The organism is Parabacteroides acidifaciens, from assembly GCF_003363715.1.
Lineage (GTDB): Bacteria > Bacteroidota > Bacteroidia > Bacteroidales > Tannerellaceae > Parabacteroides > Parabacteroides acidifaciens.
In genome coordinates this window covers 1-17,370 of the sequence record NZ_QREV01000076.1, presented here as the reverse complement: position 1 = coordinate 17,370, position 17,370 = coordinate 1, and the positions used below count along the sequence as shown (strand labels likewise).

Below are 17,370 nucleotides of genomic sequence, written 5' to 3'. Positions count from 1 at the left end.
GCGCAGAAAATTGCCTTGAAGTAACGCTTCATCGCTCTGAAGGTTGACTTCGTGCTATATGAAGTCCGACTTCAGAGCAACAAAGTTCCGGGTCAGAGCGATAAAGTCCCTCTTCATGGCGATAAGGTGCCAGATCATAGAAAAAAGCTCCTTTTTGACGGCTGAAAAGTGGGTTGACATTTGTTTGGTTTCGGATGTCTTTTTACCCTGAACAATCCGTTTTATACAATAAGCCCTCTGCCGTAGGCTCTCTTTTGCCGTTTCGTTTCAACGAACGGTTTTAGAGCTTAGGGATGTGTCAAAACTGCCCTGTCCCCGCGCTTGACGCGGGGCCGCAATAAAACGGTCCTTATCAATCAGTTGTTTATACGGTCGGTTTTAATGCGATCCCGCGTCAAGCGCGGGAACAGGATCGTTTACGATCTCTTCTAACTTTCAACTCTTAACTTTCAACTATCTTAAGGGGGCTTATTGTATAAAACGGATTTTTTAGTTCCAAAAGACAGCCGAAACAAAACAAATGTTAATCTGCTTTTTGGGCCTCAAAAAGGGACTTTTTCGCCTTTTTTGAATGTTTTCCGCAATTATGACCGTCCTCTTTGCCATTGCGACCGTGCTAATGTGTAGTGCACTCGGCAGCTCGCGAAGATTAGGACGGTCGTAATGGCGATTTGAACGGTCGTAATTGGAAAGAGGACCGTTTTCAGGGCAAAAAAGCACCTGAATTTCCTTGGGATATTTGGGGCGCCGTCCGTTTTATTTCCAAATATTCGATTCTCCGGGAGTTAAGCTTTATCACATTGTCGGCGTTTCCGGTTTTCGGTAATCAAATTGCACGCTTTCCGAAACGGACTGCGCACCTCATTTTTCTTATTGTCAGAAAGGGGAGTTTAAACCGTGAAAAGAGTCAATCCAAAATCGATCAAGATTTCAGGCGAAATAGAAAAACGGACGAAAAGGGGGTTATTGTAATATTCATCAGATTTGCAAGAGGTTCAAAACTTGACAAAAGTGAGCTATAAATTATTTATCTGTGAGTTTTAGACAGAAGAACAAATGCCAAATAATTGAACCTTTGCTTCCTCGTGCAGCGTTTTGTTTCCCGGGAACATCTTGTATATAAATAAGGATTATCGGGCAATAGAAATGTCCGGATGGTTAAAGTATATATAAATGCTTGGAACTTATTTGGAAACAGCTATATTTGTAAATAAAATGGATAGTCTTTATTTAAGGCAGAGTGGAGGATTAAACCTACCCTCACATTTTTAGTCTAAGTAGTAGAAATATTATAAAGTAGAGGAGAAACGAATATGAAACCCATGAAATTAACGTCTTTGATGGTGATGCTCCTGGTAGGCTTCAGCGCCGTAGCCCAGGAAGAGTTCTTTGATGATGTGTATTTCTCTTCCAGCAAAAAAGATAAAAAAGAAAAAACAGAAGAGAAGGTTATACAGCCTAAAGAAAAAGAGAATGCAGAACGCACGGTGATTTCGTCTACCTACAGCACGAGCAAAAGGAAAGCTGCTGTATCTGACGAAGATCGTGCTATCGATGAATATAACCGCCGGTACTCTTCCGTCGATGTGGAAGAACCGTACGATGAGGATGCCGACGAATATACGGACGGTGAAGTTCTTGCCGAGTACAACGACGATATCGATAATGCCAAGTCGGTTGCTTCCGATACCAAAAAGGAACGCCGTTCAGATACGGAGTATACCGAACGTATCATCCGCTATCATTCCCCCAGTAAGATTACAGTCGCAGGAGCAGACCAGGTGAACCTGTATCTGAGCGACGGTTATTATGCTTACGGATATGATACGGACTATTCCGACGGACAAACAAATGTGAATGTCAACGTCAATATGGGCTACGGTGGCTATGGCGGTTACTATGACCCCTGGTACAGCGGCTGGTATGGTGGCTGGTACGGCGGTTGGTATGATCCGTGGATTTACAGCCCTGCCCGCTATTGGGGTTACGGCCCGTCCTGGGGCTTCGGCTGGGGATGGGGCGGTTTCTATGCCGGCTTCTACGGCCCGTCTTGGGGCTGGGGTGGCTACTGGGGACCCGGTTATTGGGGCGGTGGTTACTGGGCTGGTTCCTGGGGACACCATCATCATTACTATACTCCCAACCATTATCGCAGTAACGGAGGACGTTCCGCTTATGCAAGCAGTTATAGAGGATCGAGCAACAGAGGAAACAGTTCCTCTTATAGAAGTTCTACCCGCAGTCGTTATAATGGATCTGCTTCTTCGTTAAGAGGAGATGGCAATTCGTCTTCTTCCGGATCAATCGACAGAAACCGGTATAGCAGTCGTTCCGGACGTCCTTCGACATCTCAGGGTACTTCCATCCGAAATGAAAACAGTAGCGGCATCACTACACGCCCGTCTTCTTCTGCTAACAGCACAACAAGAACACGTGTAAATCGTAGGAATGACGCAAATTCGATCAGTACATCTCCTTCTCGAACTTCTTCATCCAACCGTCAGTATACAGCTCCGGCAGAAAGCAGAAGTAGAAGTAATTATAGCACTCGTTCGAGCCAGTCTCAACAAAGAAGTCAGAGCACTTATACTCCTTCGAGAAGCAGTAGCAGTAGCCGTTCTTCTTTTAGCGGATCTTCCGGTGGTGGCAGCAGCCGTTCCAGTGGCGGTGGCGGCGGTAGCGGTTACAGCAGCAGAAGTGGTGGTGGCGGCCATCGTCGATAAACAATTGGTGTATGGAATTAAAATTATAAAGGGGCAAGCCGCCCCTTTATCTATATAAGATATAAAAGTTAAAGTGATGAACAGAATAGCATGCTTATTAGTTTCAGCATTCCTATTAAGTGGTGGTGCTGCGTTTGCGCAAGGTGAAATGGATGCCTATCGGTATTCTCAAACAGATTTGAATGGAACGGCTCGTTATCTTAGTATGGGCGGGGCTTTCGGAGCATTAGGCGGTGATATCTCTGCTATGTCGGCCAATCCGGCAGGATTGGGCATTTATCGGAGTTCGGAGGTTGTAACAACCTTGAGCCTGTCTTCGATTAAGACAAACTCTGATTGGAACGGGTCGAAGATTGATACTAAAAATACAAAGTTCAACTTTGATAATATTGCTTATGTCGGTTATTTCCCGACCGGGAACGATGAAGGTTTAGTCGGATGGAATGTCGGCTTTTCCTATAATCGTGTGAAAAACTTTAATCGCAATTATAGTTTGGCTGGTAATCAGGCATTTTCTTTAGGCGATTATGCAGCTGCTTACGCTTCCAATGCAATTCTTTCCAATTCAAGTTTATTAGGCATTCCGGAGGATGATTTGGTTCCGTTGTTATCGAATAATGAGAGTGAACGAAGACTGGCTTATAATAGTTTAGGAGGACTTTGGTTGCCGGCTTTGGCTTATCAGAGTGGTTTGATCGGTACTGATGTAGAAGGAGGAAGGCAGTATCATTCTACTTTTGCTGAGCCGAATGAACAGGGGGGATGGTATCCTGATAGCCGTCCGGACGATGTTCTTCTGGAAGTGAGAGAGAGAGGAGCGATTGATAAGTATGATTTTTCTTTTGCAACGAATATTTCCAATCGGGTGTTCTTAGGGGCTACGATTGCTATTACAGACCTGCGTTATAGAATGAGTTCTGAGTATACGGAGAAGTATTATTATACTGATAATACTACGGACCATTTATTTTGGGACAACCAAAAAGCAACTGATGGAACCGGTTATTCATTTAATCTTGGTGCGATAGTTCGTGCAAATGACAATCTTCGTTTTGGGGTTGCTTATAACTCGCCGACTTGGTATAACATGACGGACAGTTATTATGCTTCTGCTCAAACTCAGAATGGTGGAGATCCTAAAAATCCAATTATGGATGGTGAAACGCCCACAGATCCGAATCCTTATACTGATTATCGCTTACGTTCAGCCGATAAATGGATTTTCAGTGCAGCAGGTATTATTGGACAGACAGCTCTGATAAGTGTGGATTATGAATTGAGTAATTATAAACACATGAGTTTATCTGATAGAGATGGATATGAGTACCCTGATAATGATTTATTCAAAGAACATTTCGGGTTGGCGCATACGTTTAAAGCTGGTGCGGAAGTAAAAGTAACTCCGCAGTTTGCTATTCGTGCCGGTTTCAATTGGAAGAGCAGTCCGTTCCAGAAAGAGGTAAGAGATGGGAATCTTGAAATATTCCCTTCGGGAACCTCTGTAAACTATACATTGGATAAAGGAACAACCGCTTATACAGTGGGATTGGGCTACAGGTTTACACCTAATTTCTATATGGATTTAGCATGTGTCTATCGCCAGTATAAAGAAGATGCTTATACTTTCTCTAATATTATCATAGATGGTGAAAAGGTGGTCAGCTCAGATGCAATCGGCTTGAAGACAAACACCACCCAGGTTGCCCTGACATTAGGTTATAAGTTCTAACAATATCATAGTTTGTTTGCAAAAGTCCCCTGTTCGTACAAAAATCGTACGGTCAGGGGGCTTTTTTGTGTAAAAAAAAAGGAAATGTTTGCCTATTTAAAATACTTTTTGTTCTTTTGCCTTTGTAAATATAAATAATATTATTGTCTAACAATTTTAAACTGCATTGCCTATAGCATAAACATTACTCAAGAAAACTAAAAAATAGAGAAGTAATGAATACTTTAAGAATGAAGACCGACGAAGAGTTGGTGGTTCTTTATGCAGAAGGTAATAATGCTGCTTTCGATGTATTGTTGAATCGTTACAAGAGTAGCATACACTCCTACATTTACTTTATAGTTCGCAACAAAGATCTCACAGAAGATATCTTTCAGGAGACGTTTGTCAAGGTGATTATGACTATTAAACAAGGTCGTTATACGGAAAACGGCAAGTTTAAAGCCTGGATTACCCGCATCGCTCACAACCTGATTATCGATAACTTCCGTCAGGAACGCAGTGAAAACACGGTCTCTAACGATGAGGTGGAAGTGGATCTTTTCAATAATATCAAACTTTGTGACGGTACGATCGAGGATAATATCGTGCGTCGCCAGGTGCTGTCTGATGTAAAGAAGCTGGTGAAACATCTTCCCGACAGCCAACGCGAAGTGCTGGAAATGCGCTATTATCAGGATCTCAGCTTTAAAGAAATAGCCGATATCACAGGTGTGAGCATCAATACGGCTTTAGGACGTATGCGCTATGCTATCCTGAACATGCGTCGCATGGCGGAGGAGAATAGCATTGAGCTGTCGATGGCTTGATAATTGAAAATTGAGAATCGAAAATTATTCTTTCTTGTTCATACAATAAGGGGAGAAGTTGGCCGTTTTATAATCAAACAAGATTAAAAACACGAAGTGCCTATGAAGAGACTTTCTACTCAATGTATGAATGGAATAGAAAATAAAACAGACAGAAACCGGAAGGACAGGAAAAGTTCGCCGCGTCGGCAGACACTTGATTTCCTTACCCAATTCGCGAGGGTTTATCATTCAGAACCCGCTTTACGCACGGAACTCTGTGGTTTGGTAATGAACTAAGAAAAAAATGGAAAGAGGATACCTTTGCTGGTATTCTCTTTCTTTTTTCATACCTTTGCATAAAAGATTAAAGATATGAAACATAAGATAGCACCTTCTCTGTTAGCTGCCGATTTTCTGAACTTGCAGCGGGATGTGGAGATGATAAACAAGAGTGATGCCGATTGGTTGCATCTGGATATTATGGACGGTGTATTTGTTCCTAATATATCTTTTGGTTTCCCGGTTTTGGAAGCGTTGAAACCGGTTTGCCGGAAACCGATGGATGTGCACCTGATGATCGTCGAGCCGCAAAAGTTTATACCGGAAGTGGCGGCTACGGGTGCTTATATGATGAATGTGCACTATGAGGCTTGTACACACCTGCACCGGACGGTGGGAGCTATTAAAGAGGCCGGGATGAAAGCGGCTGTTACGTTGAACCCGCATACGCCGATTTGCCTGTTGGAAGATATTTTGCAGGATTTGGATATGGTGTTGCTGATGTCGGTTAATCCGGGTTATGGCGGACAGAAGTTCATCGAACATTCGGTCGATAAGACGGCCCGCCTGAAAGATATGATACTGGCTAAAGGGCTGGACACCCTGATCGAAGTGGATGGCGGTGTGAATATGCAGACCGCGAAACGTCTGGTCGAGGTAGGCGCCGATGTACTGGTTGCAGGCAGCTTCGTCTTCCGTTCTCCTGATCCGTTGCAGACGATTCGGGAGTTGAAGGAATTATAATATAGGTAAATGATGATTTGCCGATATCCCGGCAAATCATCATTTACAATCAACAAATTCAAAGCCTTACATTATGATAAAAGAATTACAGATACGTCCTTTTTCCCGTCCGTTGCTTGTCTGGATTGCGGGAATCATCCTGCAAACAGCTTTCCCGCTTTATGCTTATTCCGTATTATTTCTGTTGTTCCCCCTTTTGGTCCTTGTTCTTTCCTGTTTTGGAACGAAGGAGCGAGGGGCGTTTTGCTATGAAACGCGCTGGCTTTGGGGTGCGGTCTTTGTATCCCTGCTGCTTTTTCTTTCCATACAGAAGACCGCCTGTTCGCAGGTCGATTTATCTTTCGAGCATTCGGAATCGGCTCTTTCCCGTTTGGCAAAAGAAGAACAACTGCGTCTGTTGGAACCTTTCGGCAGGTTGAACCTGACGGATGAGGAAAAGTCGGTGCTGGCGACTATTACCGTTGGCTACCGGGAGGCGATGGATCGGGATGTCCGGCAACGTTTTTCGGTTGCCGGTGTGGCTCATATCCTGGCGGTGAGTGGTTTTCATGTGGCTGTTGTTTGTGGCTTCCTGTCTTTTTTCCTGTCATTCCTTCCCCGAAGCGAACCATGCCGGTGGGTCCGGTATCTGTTGACGGTTCTGTTGTTATGGCTTTTTGTCGCGGTGACAGGGTTGGCGGCATCGGCTGTCCGGGCGGCCTTGATGCTGACTTTGTTTCTGATCGGAGGGGTGTTGGGAAGGAGGGTGGAACGTTATAATATATTGGCGGCATCAGCTTTTTGCATGCTGGTTTATGAGCCTCTCTATCTGTTCGACATCGGTTTCCAGTTGAGCTATCTGGCTGTGCTCTCCATTCTTTATTTTCAACCCCGGTTGCAGCGGTTGATGAAAGTCCGTAATCCTTTGCTCCGGGCGCCTTGGCAGTGGATTACCGTCACGCTGGCGGCGCAGATAGGAACGGCGTTTCTTTGCCTTTATTATTTCGGGCAGTTCTCGACTGTCTTTTTGCTGACTAATCTGCCGATGACTCTTTTGGCAACTTTGCTGATCCCTATGGGGTTGGCCTGGATGCTGCTGCCGGCAGGATGTCCCGGTTATGAATGGTTACAGGCCGGGGTGGAGGGGCTGACGCATGGATTGCTCCGACTGGTCGATTCCTTCAGTCGCGTACCGGGGGCTGTCTTTTCTTTCCGGTTCGATCTCTTTACGATGTTGGCGGCGTATGGTATGCTCCTGTTTGTCTTGCTGTATGGCCGTTCCAAGCGTCCGGCATATCTGTTTGCGGCACTGGCTTTGTTGTTAATTATCTTGATTGTCCGGCTGATTGGAAATTTAATGCTGTGTGGAATATAAAAAAAGTCGTACCTTTGTCACTGAATATAAGAGAATATATATGATTACGAAAATCATTCAGGAAGAGAAAATACAGAAAGCTAAGAAATACGTCGAGAAAGGCGAAAGTTTTGTTATCGTGACACATGTTACCCCGGACGGGGACGCTATAGGTTCCGCTTTGGGACTTTACCATTTTCTGACAGCTTATGGAAAAGATAATGTGGCGGTAGTGGTACCCAACGATTTCCCCCAGTTCTATAAATGGATGCCGGGTAATAAGGAAATCGTCATTCATGAGAAATATCCTGATTTTGCCGAGCAGTTGGTCCGTGATGCGGATGTTATCTTCTGCCTGGATTTCAACGAACCGAAGCGCATCGAGAAGTTGGCTCCGGCAGTCGTGGCAGCTGACGGTCGCAAGGTGATGATCGACCATCACCTGAATCCTGCCGATTTCTGCCGTGTGACGATGTCATATCCGGAAATGTCGTCCACAAGCGAGATGGTTTTCCGCTTTATCTGCCGCATGGGGATGTTCGAGTTGATCAATAAAGACTGTGCCGCTTGTATCTATACCGGCATGATGACGGATACGGGCTCTTTTACCTATAACTCGAATAAGCCGGAGATTTATACGATCATAAGTGAATTGATTAAGAAAGGTATCGATAAGGATTTGATCTACCGGAAAGTAAACCAGGTGTATTCGGAAAGCCGCCTGCGTCTGATGGGCTATGTCCTGTACGAAAAGATGAAAGTTTACCCGGAGAAACAAGCCGCTTTGATTACGCTTTCGCTGGAAGAACTGAACCGTTTCCACTACGTAACGGGTGATACGGAGGGATTTGTCAATCTGCCGTTGAGTATCGAAGGGGTGACATTCAGTGTCTTTATCCGTGAAGACAAAGATTATGTCAAGGTTTCGCTACGCTCTGTCGGCGACTTCCCCTGTAACCGCTTTGCAAGCCAGTATTTTAATGGCGGGGGACATAAAAATGCTTCGGGTGGGGAATTTTACGGCTCATTGGCCGATGCCGTTGCCGTATTTGAGAAAGGATTAAAAGAATTTAATCCTAATAAAACAGAAGAATTAGACAAACATGCCTGAGATATGGCAGAGATTATATACATTTGCCAGTCATTTACAATTAATACGTAACAGATGAAGAGAGGTTTTTATATCCTGTTGATTATGTGCGCTGCCGTAATGGTGGTGTCGTGTGACAAGACAAAGTCATACACTGATATGTTGAAGGCCCAACAAAAGGCTATTGATCGTCTGGAGAAGGATAGCGGATTGGTCTTTTTAGATGATTTTCCTAAAGATAGTATTTTTAAGGAAAATGAATTCGTAAAGCTGGAAGATGGTGTTTATCTGAATATTATTGAAAAGGGGAACAGTGAACGTGCAGTGATGGGAAAGACTGATGTCCAGACTCGTTTTATGGCTACATTGTTCATGGAAAGCAGCAGCTTCGGTACTGGTACCGTTGACTTGCTCGGCCCGCATTCCAACGGTACGCACCCGGTCGAGTTCAAGTATGGTTATTATAGTGAAGGGCTTTACAGCTATTATTATAATATATTCATCAGCCCCGGTTTGGCGGCTGGCTTGCCTTATGTGGGAGACAGTGCATATGTAAAACTGATCGTTCCTTTTAAGCAGATGGGGACTCTTGGGGATTTCCAAAGCACAGGAACGCCTGTCTATTTTGAGAAAGTAAGATATATCTTTAAAAAATAAATCTAACTAAATGACACTGATTAAATCTATTTCCGGTATCCGTGGTACAATAGGCGGGAACCCTGAAGATGGGCTCAATCCGTTGGCTATTGTCAAGTTTGTGGCTGCATATGCTACATTCATTAAGAAAAACACGAAGGTGACAACAAACAAGATCGTCGTAGGTCGTGATGCACGTATCTCCGGTCCGATGGTGAAACAAGTCGTTCTCGGCACATTGACCGGGATGGGCTTTGATGTGGTAGACATCGACCTGGCTACAACTCCGACTACCGAACTGGCTGTTGCCTGGGAAAATGCTTGCGGTGGTATTATCCTGACCGCCAGTCATAATCCGAAACAGTGGAACGCGCTGAAGTTGCTGAACGAACGCGGCGAATTTCTGGATGCTGCCGAAGGGGCCGAAGTGCTCAAGATCGCAGCTGAAGAAAGTTTCGTGTTTGCGGATGTCGATCAATTGGGAAAAGTGATTGCCAACAACAGCTACAATCAAAAACATATAGAAAGCGTCCTCAAGCTGGATCTGGTAGATGTGGAAGCGATCAAGGCTGCTAATTTCCGTGTCGCTATCGACTGCGTGAACTCGGTAGGCGGTATCGTTATTCCGGAATTGCTTTCAGCTTTAGGCGTGAAGGAAATCTTCAAGTTGCATTGTGCGCCTCACGGTAATTTTGCGCATAACCCGGAACCGATCCCTGAAAACCTGACGGAGATCTCCGATCTGATGAAACATGCCAAAGCGGATGTCGGCTTTGTAGTAGACCCGGACGTGGACCGTTTGGCTATCATCTGCGAAGACGGCGAAATGTTTGGCGAAGAATATACACTGGTGGCTGTCAGCGACTATGTCCTGACGCATACTCCGGGTAACACGGTTAGCAACCTGAGTTCCAGCCGCGCATTGCGCGACGTAACCCGTGCTCACGGCGGCGAATATAATGCAGCGGCAGTAGGCGAGGTGAATGTTGTCACGAAGATGAAAGCGACCAACGCAATCATCGGTGGTGAAGGTAACGGCGGCGTGATCTATCCGGCAAGCCATTATGGTCGCGATGCTTTGGTGGGTATCGCCCTGTTCCTGACGCATTTGGCAAAGAAACAGATGAAGACCAGCGAACTGCGCGCTTCTTATCCTCCGTATTTCATCTCTAAGAAGAAGGTGGAACTGACTCCGGATATCGATGTGGATGCTATCTTAGCTAAGGTGAAAGAGAAGTTTGCCCAGTATGATATCACCGATATCGACGGCGTGAAGATCGACTTCCCTGAAAAATGGGTTCACCTGCGCAAGAGCAACACGGAACCGATCATCCGTATCTATTCCGAAGCCCACACGATGCAGGAAGCGGAAGAAATCGGCGATGAGCTGATCCAGATTATCCGTGATATGTGTAAGTAATCTATTATCGAGATAAAAAAAGAAAAGAGGTTGTGCTTGATTGCATAACCTCTTTTTTTGCGTTTAATGATGGAACAGACGAACGCCGGTGAATGCCATTGCGATACCATATTTGTCGCAGGTGTCGATCACATGGTCGTCGCGAACGGAGCCGCCAGCCTGTGCGATGTAGTCCACACCACTTTTATGCGCCCGTTCGATGTTGTCGCCGAAGGGGAAGAAGGCGTCGGAGCCCAGCGAAACACCTTTCAGCGTATCGAGCCAGGTACGTTTTTCCTCGCGGGTCAGAACTTCTGGCTTTTCGGTGAAGAACTGTTGCCAGATGCCGTCGGCGAGTACATCCTCGTGGTCGTCGCTGATGTAGACGTCGATCGTATTGTCGCGGTCTGCACGGCGTATCTTTTCGATCCAGGGCAGGTTCATCACTTTCGGATGCTGGCGCAGGTACCAGATGTCGGCTTTGTTTCCGGCCAGACGGGTACAGTGGATGCGGCTCTGCTGTCCGGCGCCGATGCCGATTGCCTGTCCGTCTTTGACGTAGCAGACAGAGTTGCTTTGCGTATATTTCAGCGTGATCAAAGCGATGATCAGGTCGCGTTTGGCTTCGTCCGGGAAGTGTTGGTTCTTCGTCGGGATATTAGTCAATAGGCTTTCGTCCAGCTTGATTTCGTTGCGTCCCTGCTCGAACGTGATGCCGAATACATCCTTGTGTTCGATGGGGGCAGGGCGGTAGGCCGGGTCGATCTTGATGACGTTGTAAGTTCCTTTCCGTTTGTTCTTCAGTATTGCTAAGGCTTCCGGCGTATAGTCGGGAGCGATTACGCCGTCAGACACTTCGCGGTTGATGAGGCGGGCGGTCGCTTCGTCACAGGTGTCGCTCAGTGCGATGAAATCACCGTAAGAAGACATGCGGTCTGCCCCACGGGCACGGGCGTAAGCGGTAGCAAGCGGGGTGAGCTGAAGATCGTCTACGAAATAAATCTTTTTCAGCGTGTCGCTCATTTCAATCCCTACGGCAGCCCCGGCGGGACTAACGTGTTTGAAAGAGGCGGCGGCAGGCAGCCCGGTTGCTTCTTTCAGTTCTTTGACTAATTGCCAGCTGTTGAAGGCATCCAGGAAATTGATATATCCCGGGCGGCCGTTCAGTACTTCGATCGGCAATTCCCCTTGCTGCATGAAGATGCGCGACGGCTTCTGGTTGGGGTTACAGCCGTACTTGAGTTCTAATTCTTTTGCCATGTTCAGAATGCTTTTATGCTTTGTAGTTACATGAATAGTCGTTTGTATTCTCCTTCGAAGTTAGGCGTAAAGACGCCTTTACCCATATTGGCGAGTATCTCGGCTTTCGGCCAGAAACGTCCTTCGTCAAGCTCGGAAGGATCGGGGGCGAACGGGCCGTCGTAGGTGGTGCGGAAGGTGTTGACCAGTTCCTTTTCGATGGCCGATTCAAAGACGTAGCGGGTGATAAACTGAGGCGCAAAATCGGTTATCCCCAGTTCCTCGCGTACTTCCCGGCGGAGCGCTTCTTCTACCGTCTCGCCATAATCGATATGGCCGCCCACAGCGGTGTCCCATTTGCCGGGTTGGATATCTTTTGTCATCGAACGTTTTTGCAGATAAAGGTCGCCTGCTTCATTGAAGATATGCAGGTGTACGACCGGATGCAGCATCTTCGAGCCGCTGTGGCATTCTTTACGGGTTGCCTTTCCTATTGTCTCTCCCTCTTCATTCACTAAGGGAAACCATTCTTCGTTCATTAATTTCTGATTTAGAGAACAAAGATAAGGAAATAAGGTTATCTTTGCCAATAATATGGAATATATGAAAGAAGAAGAACATCAAGAATATAATCGCTTGCGTGAACCGATGGTTGAATATAAAGCAAAGCAACCTTTGATGCCTTCTTATGTTTATGAAGATATCAAGGTTGGCATTGAACAGGCTGATCAAGGGTTGTTAATTCCTTTTGAAGAAGTAATGTCTCGTTATCGGTAATGTACGTCTATTATTTCCCAATCCTGCTAATCGCCTTGATCAACTCCTCATCTGATAAACCTTCGCCGTAAGTGGCATAATCCATGCGGAATGTACAGCCGTTTTTGTATTCGGAGCAGCCATAGGCTGTTTTTCCACGCAGGATGCTACCCTTTTGGCAGACAGGGCATACCGGTTTTGCGGCGGAAGCGGCTTCCTCCGGTTGTTGAGCGGTGGCGGGTCCCTTTTTGGCGCGTGGTTTGCGCGGCTTCTTTTCCTTTGGTTCTTTTTCTGTTTGCGGCTTTTCGGGCGCAGTCTGCTCGATGGTGATCGTACGGCCGGTCTGGTCGGAGAGGACGTTGAGCACGACTTGGTGGACAAGCTGTTTCAGCTCTTCCAGGAAAGTACGCGCTTCGTATGTGCCCCGTTCGATCTGGCGCAGTTTCTTTTCCCAGAGGCCGGTCAGTTCAGCACTTTTCAGCAATTCCTCCTGGATCGTACCGATCAGTTCCACACCGGTGGCGGTGGGATAGAGGTTCTTGCGTTCCTTGCGGATATAATTGCGTTTGAACAATGTCTCGATAATGGCGGCGCGGGTGGAAGGACGGCCGATTCCGTTCTCCTTCAAGGCGTCGCGCAGTTCGTCGTTGTCGACCAGTTTGCCAGCTGTTTCCATGGCGCGTAGCAAAGTCGCTTCCGTGTAAGGCTTGGGCGGCTGTGTCCATTTCTCGCCTAATGTCGGCTTGTGCGGTCCGCTTTCCCCTTTCACGAAGTCCGGCAGTACGCCTTCTTCTTCGGCCGGTTCGGCATCCGGGTCTTTTTGCTCGGCGCCGAAGACGACGCGCCACCCCGGTTTGAGTATCTGCTTGCCCGTCACTTTGAAGTCCACCTTGCCTACTTTGCCGAGAACCGTGGTTGTCGAGATTTCGCAATCCGGATAGAAGGCGGCAATGAAACGGCGGGCGACCAGGTCGTAGACCTTCCGTTCGTTCTCCGTCAGGTTGCGGGCGTGCACGCCGGTCGGGATGATCGCATGGTGGTCCGTCACCTTCGAATTGTCGAACACGCGCTTGTCCTTCCTTATTTTCGCTTTCAGCAGCGGGGCGGTCAGTTCGGCGTAGTCGACCAGGCCGCTCAACGTGTTCGGTATCTTCGGATAAATGTCGTCACTCAGGTAAGTCGTGTCTACACGCGGATAGGTCGTCACTTTCTTTTCATAGAGCGACTGGATCAGTTTCAGCGTGTCGTCTGCCGTAAAGGCGAACTTCTTGTTACATTCCACCTGCAACGAGGTCAGGTCGAAAAGACGGGGCGCATATTCCTTCCCCTTCTTTTCGGATATGTCGGTGACGGTGAAATCTTCCTGCCGGGCAATCTCCAGGAAGGCTTCCCCTTCCTCCTTTTTGGTGAATTTGCCTTTGGTGGCGGAGAAAGTCGTATTGCGGTAAACCGTCTTCAGTTCCCAATAGGGTTCCGGCTTGAAGTTGTCTATCTCGGCCTGGCGGTTGACGATCAGCGCTAAGGTAGGGGTTTGTACCCTTCCGATGGAGAGCACCTGCCGGTTTTGTCCGTAGCGGAGCGTGTAGAGGCGGGTCGCGTTCATCCCTAACAGCCAGTCGCCGATGGCGCGGGAAAGTCCGGCTTCGTATAACGAGGTAAATTCGGTCTGCTCTTTCAGGTGTTGAAAGCCCTCGCGGATTGCCTCTTCGGTCAGCGACGAGATCCACAGGCGGTAGACCGGGCATTTGCAGCCGGCCTTTTGCATCACCCAGCGTTGGATAAGTTCCCCTTCCTGCCCGGCATCCCCGCAGTTGATGACCATTTCGGCCTTTTGCATCAGCTCTTCGATGACCTTGAATTGCTGTTCGTATGTGGGATTGCTGATCAGCTTGATACCGAAACGGGGCGGGATCATCGGCAGGGAGGCGAGGCTCCACCGTTTCCAGCTGTCTGAATAGTCGTTCGGTTCCTTGAGAGTGCACAGATGCCCGAAAGTCCAGGTAACCTGATAACCGTTTCCTTCGATATACCCGTTCATCCGATTGGTTGCCCCGAGCACTTCTGCTATTTCGCGTGCCACGCTGGGCTTTTCAGCTATACATACTTTCATCCGCAATACTCTCTTTTTTGAATCAACATACAAAAATACGCTTTCCTGGCGACTTTCCGAAATCATCCGTGTGATTTTGGCTAATCTTCGTTATCTTTGGCGTGTTGTCCGGGCTTCCGGATTAATGTAACCAGAAATGTAAATATCATGAATAAATTGATCTTATTGTCAGCTTTAGGCAGCTTGCCGTTGTGTTCGCAAGCAGCCGATTATACGAACTTTATCATCATAAACCTGGACGATGTCGGCTATGGTGACTTCTCCTTTAACGGGGCGTACGGCTATACGACGCCGAATATCGACAAGATGGCCGCCGAGGGTGTCCGTTTCACCCATTTCCTTGCCGGACAGCCGATCAGCGGTGCTTCGCGTGCCGGGCTGCTGACCGGGTGTTATCCGAACCGTATCGGTTTTGCCGGTGCCCCCGGTCCGGATTCCAATTACGGTATCCATCCGGAGGAGATGACAATGGGAGAATTGCTGAAACAAAAAGGATACAGCACGGCTGTTTTCGGGAAATGGCATTTAGGCAGCCAGCGGCAGTTCCTTCCTTTGCAAAACGGCTTCGACGAATACTACGGCTTGCCCTTTTCCAATGATATGTGGCCTTTCCATCCCCAGCAGGGAGAAGTCTTTAATTTTCCTGATCTGCCGACATACGATGGGAATGAAGTGGCAGGTTATAACACGGACCAGTCCCGGTTTACGACCGACTATACCACACGTTCGGTCGATTTTATCAAAAAGAATAAGAACAAGCCGTTCCTGCTCTATCTGGCCCATTCCATGCCGCACGTGCCGTTAGCCGTATCCGATAAGTTCAAGGGAAAGAGCGAGCAAGGCTTGTATGGAGATGTGATGATGGAGATTGACTGGAGCGTGGGCGAAGTCCTGAAAACGTTGCGCGAACTGGGGCTGGAAGAGAATACGCTGGTCGTGCTGACCTCCGACAACGGCCCGTGGGCAAACTACGGGAACCATGCCGGATCGGCCGGTGGCCTGCGTGAAGCGAAAGCCACTACGTTTGACGGCGGTAACCGTGTTCCCTGTGTGATGTACTGGAAAGGAAAGACACAGCCGGGGACGACCTGTAATAAGTTGGCCTCCAATATCGACCTCTTCCCGACGCTGGCCGAGATAAGCGGAGCTCCGCTACCGCAACGGAAGATCGACGGGGTGAGTATCCTGCCACTGATCAAGGGTGAGAAAGGGGCTAATCCGCGCGAGTCATTTGTCTATTATTATAATAAGAACGACCTGGAAGCCGTGACCGACGGACAGTTCAAGCTTGTTTTCCCTCATAAGTACGTGACATACGGCGCTTTCGTCCCCGGTAACGACGGGCAGCCCGGCCAATTGACAAACCTGCAACTCTATAAAGCGGAGATGTACGACCTGCGCCGCGATCCGGGAGAACGCTATGATGTCATTACCCAATATCCGGAGGAAGCTGCCCGTCTGATGAAGATTGCCGACCGGATGCGCGAAGAATTGGGCGACAACCTTACCCGACAGAAAGGGAAGGAGCGTCGGGAACCGGCGTTTTTGCAATAGTGATTTGCTGGAAAACTATGTTTTGTAGCATGTTTTAGTTAAATAGATTTAAAGAAATGAGATTTCCAAGCAAAAGTATATGCTACATAACATAAAGTCCTTATATTTGCACTGTGTTTTTCATGGTATTAGATTTAAGGTTAACAATGAAGATTGGCTGTCCGTGATGGATAGCCTTTTTTTTGCCCGTATGTGAAAAATTTCTCCTATTTTTATGTAAGCAAGGTGACTTGTATAATCATGATTTCCTATCTTTGTACTATCATGGCAAAAGGTGACGCCGATGAAAAGTTTTAGGTACTGATATGGAAATAAATAGGATACAGACACTCTTTGATAAGTATAGGGACAATTATAGATTATCCTGTAAACCGGCGACTGAGAGCCAATTGCAAGAGTTCCGAAGAAATTGTATGGATTATGGCGTTCCGGCTGAAATAATGGATGAGCTTGTGGCATACTTCAGGATTAATAATAACTTCTTTGGATATTTTGAATGTGACGATATACTAATCTTTGAGTGGTATGAGCAGGGATGTTTATGGCTTGGGCAAAGGGATTTGTGGACTTTTCGCTGCCTTTTGGAGAAGCATAAATATGCGATTGGCGATGCTTCGGAGGATTCATTCGGTGAGGACTATGAATTTGACACCATAGAAGAAATGCTGCAAGCCTTTCTGTCCGGAGAAAAGATATAAAAAAGAGACCTAAGTCCCTTTTGTTGTGTTTAGTTTTCGCCTCAATTCCCGTAATGTATCACTATAAGATCGCTTTACAATATTGCCGTTGGAAACCTCCAAAAAGGATAAATTATAAATCGCAAATATTACAATACCCCCCCCCTTTTCGGCCATTTTTCTATTTCGTCCGAAATCTTGATCGATTTTGGATTGACTCTTTTCACGGTTTAAGCTCCCCTTTCTGACAATAAGAAAAACGAGGTGCGCAGTCCGTTCTGAAAAGCGTGCAATTTGATTATCGAAAACA

The 17,370-nt window shown here is 47.0% G+C and carries 15 protein-coding genes; 11 read left to right on the top strand and 4 right to left on the bottom strand.

What is annotated here, in order from left to right; translation table 11 throughout:
• Positions 1–1,322: 1,322 nt before the first annotated feature.
• From DWU89_RS19100 to glmM, 8 genes are all read left to right on the top strand, one after another.
• Complete coding sequence (locus DWU89_RS19100; protein ID WP_115501227.1) at positions 1,323–2,723, top strand: hypothetical protein; 1,401 nt, start codon at positions 1,323–1,325, stop codon at positions 2,721–2,723.
• 76 nt (positions 2,724–2,799) lie between these two features.
• Positions 2,800–4,452, top strand: coding sequence for an OmpP1/FadL family transporter (locus tag DWU89_RS19095; protein ID WP_115501226.1), 1,653 nt, complete (start codon positions 2,800–2,802; stop codon positions 4,450–4,452).
• Between the two features lie 215 nt (positions 4,453–4,667).
• The gene (locus tag DWU89_RS19090; protein ID WP_115501225.1) at positions 4,668–5,261 is read left to right on the top strand and encodes an RNA polymerase sigma factor; all 594 of its coding nucleotides are present in this window, start codon (positions 4,668–4,670) and stop codon (positions 5,259–5,261) included.
• A gap of 354 nt (positions 5,262–5,615) precedes the next feature.
• Positions 5,616–6,266: a ribulose-phosphate 3-epimerase gene (rpe, locus tag DWU89_RS19085; protein ID WP_115501224.1), complete on the top strand. Its 651-nt coding sequence runs from the start codon at positions 5,616–5,618 to the stop codon at positions 6,264–6,266.
• A 73-nt stretch (positions 6,267–6,339) separates the two neighbouring features.
• Positions 6,340–7,620, top strand: a complete 1,281-nt coding sequence (locus DWU89_RS19080) for a ComEC/Rec2 family competence protein (protein ID WP_115501223.1) — start codon at positions 6,340–6,342, stop codon at positions 7,618–7,620.
• Between the two features lie 40 nt (positions 7,621–7,660).
• Positions 7,661–8,710, top strand: a complete 1,050-nt coding sequence (locus DWU89_RS19075; protein WP_115501222.1) for a DHH family phosphoesterase — start codon at positions 7,661–7,663, stop codon at positions 8,708–8,710.
• A 54-nt stretch (positions 8,711–8,764) separates the two neighbouring features.
• Positions 8,765–9,346, top strand: coding sequence for a DUF4827 family protein (locus tag DWU89_RS19070; RefSeq protein ID WP_115501221.1), 582 nt, complete (start codon positions 8,765–8,767; stop codon positions 9,344–9,346).
• 10 nt (positions 9,347–9,356) lie between these two features.
• Positions 9,357–10,745, top strand: a complete 1,389-nt coding sequence (gene glmM, locus DWU89_RS19065; RefSeq protein WP_115501220.1) for a phosphoglucosamine mutase — start codon at positions 9,357–9,359, stop codon at positions 10,743–10,745.
• A gap of 63 nt (positions 10,746–10,808) precedes the next feature.
• On the opposite strand, the gene DWU89_RS19060 is transcribed toward glmM, so the two are convergent.
• Together DWU89_RS19060 and DWU89_RS19055 are read right to left on the bottom strand one after the other, a co-directional pair.
• On the bottom strand, positions 10,809–11,990 hold the full coding sequence (locus DWU89_RS19060) for a phosphoribosylaminoimidazolecarboxamide formyltransferase (RefSeq protein WP_262405933.1): 1,182 nt from the start codon (positions 11,988–11,990) through the stop codon (positions 10,809–10,811).
• 20 nt (positions 11,991–12,010) lie between these two features.
• Positions 12,011–12,502: an NUDIX hydrolase gene (locus tag DWU89_RS19055; protein ID WP_115501218.1), complete on the bottom strand. Its 492-nt coding sequence runs from the start codon at positions 12,500–12,502 to the stop codon at positions 12,011–12,013.
• 64 nt (positions 12,503–12,566) lie between these two features.
• Between DWU89_RS19055 and DWU89_RS20685 the strand changes: the two genes are divergently transcribed.
• The gene (locus DWU89_RS20685) at positions 12,567–12,740 is read left to right on the top strand and encodes a hypothetical protein (RefSeq protein ID WP_158543408.1); all 174 of its coding nucleotides are present in this window, start codon (positions 12,567–12,569) and stop codon (positions 12,738–12,740) included.
• A 10-nt stretch (positions 12,741–12,750) separates the two neighbouring features.
• Here DWU89_RS20685 and DWU89_RS19045 read toward each other — a convergent pair whose 3' ends face one another.
• Positions 12,751–14,829, bottom strand: coding sequence for a DNA topoisomerase 3 (locus tag DWU89_RS19045; RefSeq protein WP_115501216.1), 2,079 nt, complete (start codon positions 14,827–14,829; stop codon positions 12,751–12,753).
• Positions 14,830–14,973: 144 nt separating this feature from the next.
• Between DWU89_RS19045 and DWU89_RS19040 the strand changes: the two genes are divergently transcribed.
• Together DWU89_RS19040 and DWU89_RS19035 are read left to right on the top strand one after the other, a co-directional pair.
• Positions 14,974–16,383: a sulfatase family protein gene (locus DWU89_RS19040; protein WP_115501229.1), complete on the top strand. Its 1,410-nt coding sequence runs from the start codon at positions 14,974–14,976 to the stop codon at positions 16,381–16,383.
• A gap of 305 nt (positions 16,384–16,688) precedes the next feature.
• Positions 16,689–17,081, top strand: a complete 393-nt coding sequence (locus DWU89_RS19035) for a hypothetical protein (protein ID WP_115501215.1) — start codon at positions 16,689–16,691, stop codon at positions 17,079–17,081.
• 9 nt (positions 17,082–17,090) lie between these two features.
• Here DWU89_RS19035 and DWU89_RS20945 read toward each other — a convergent pair.
• Positions 17,091–17,370, bottom strand: a 280-nt coding sequence (locus tag DWU89_RS20945) for a hypothetical protein (protein ID WP_208642491.1), incomplete at its 5' end; no start/stop codon positions are given.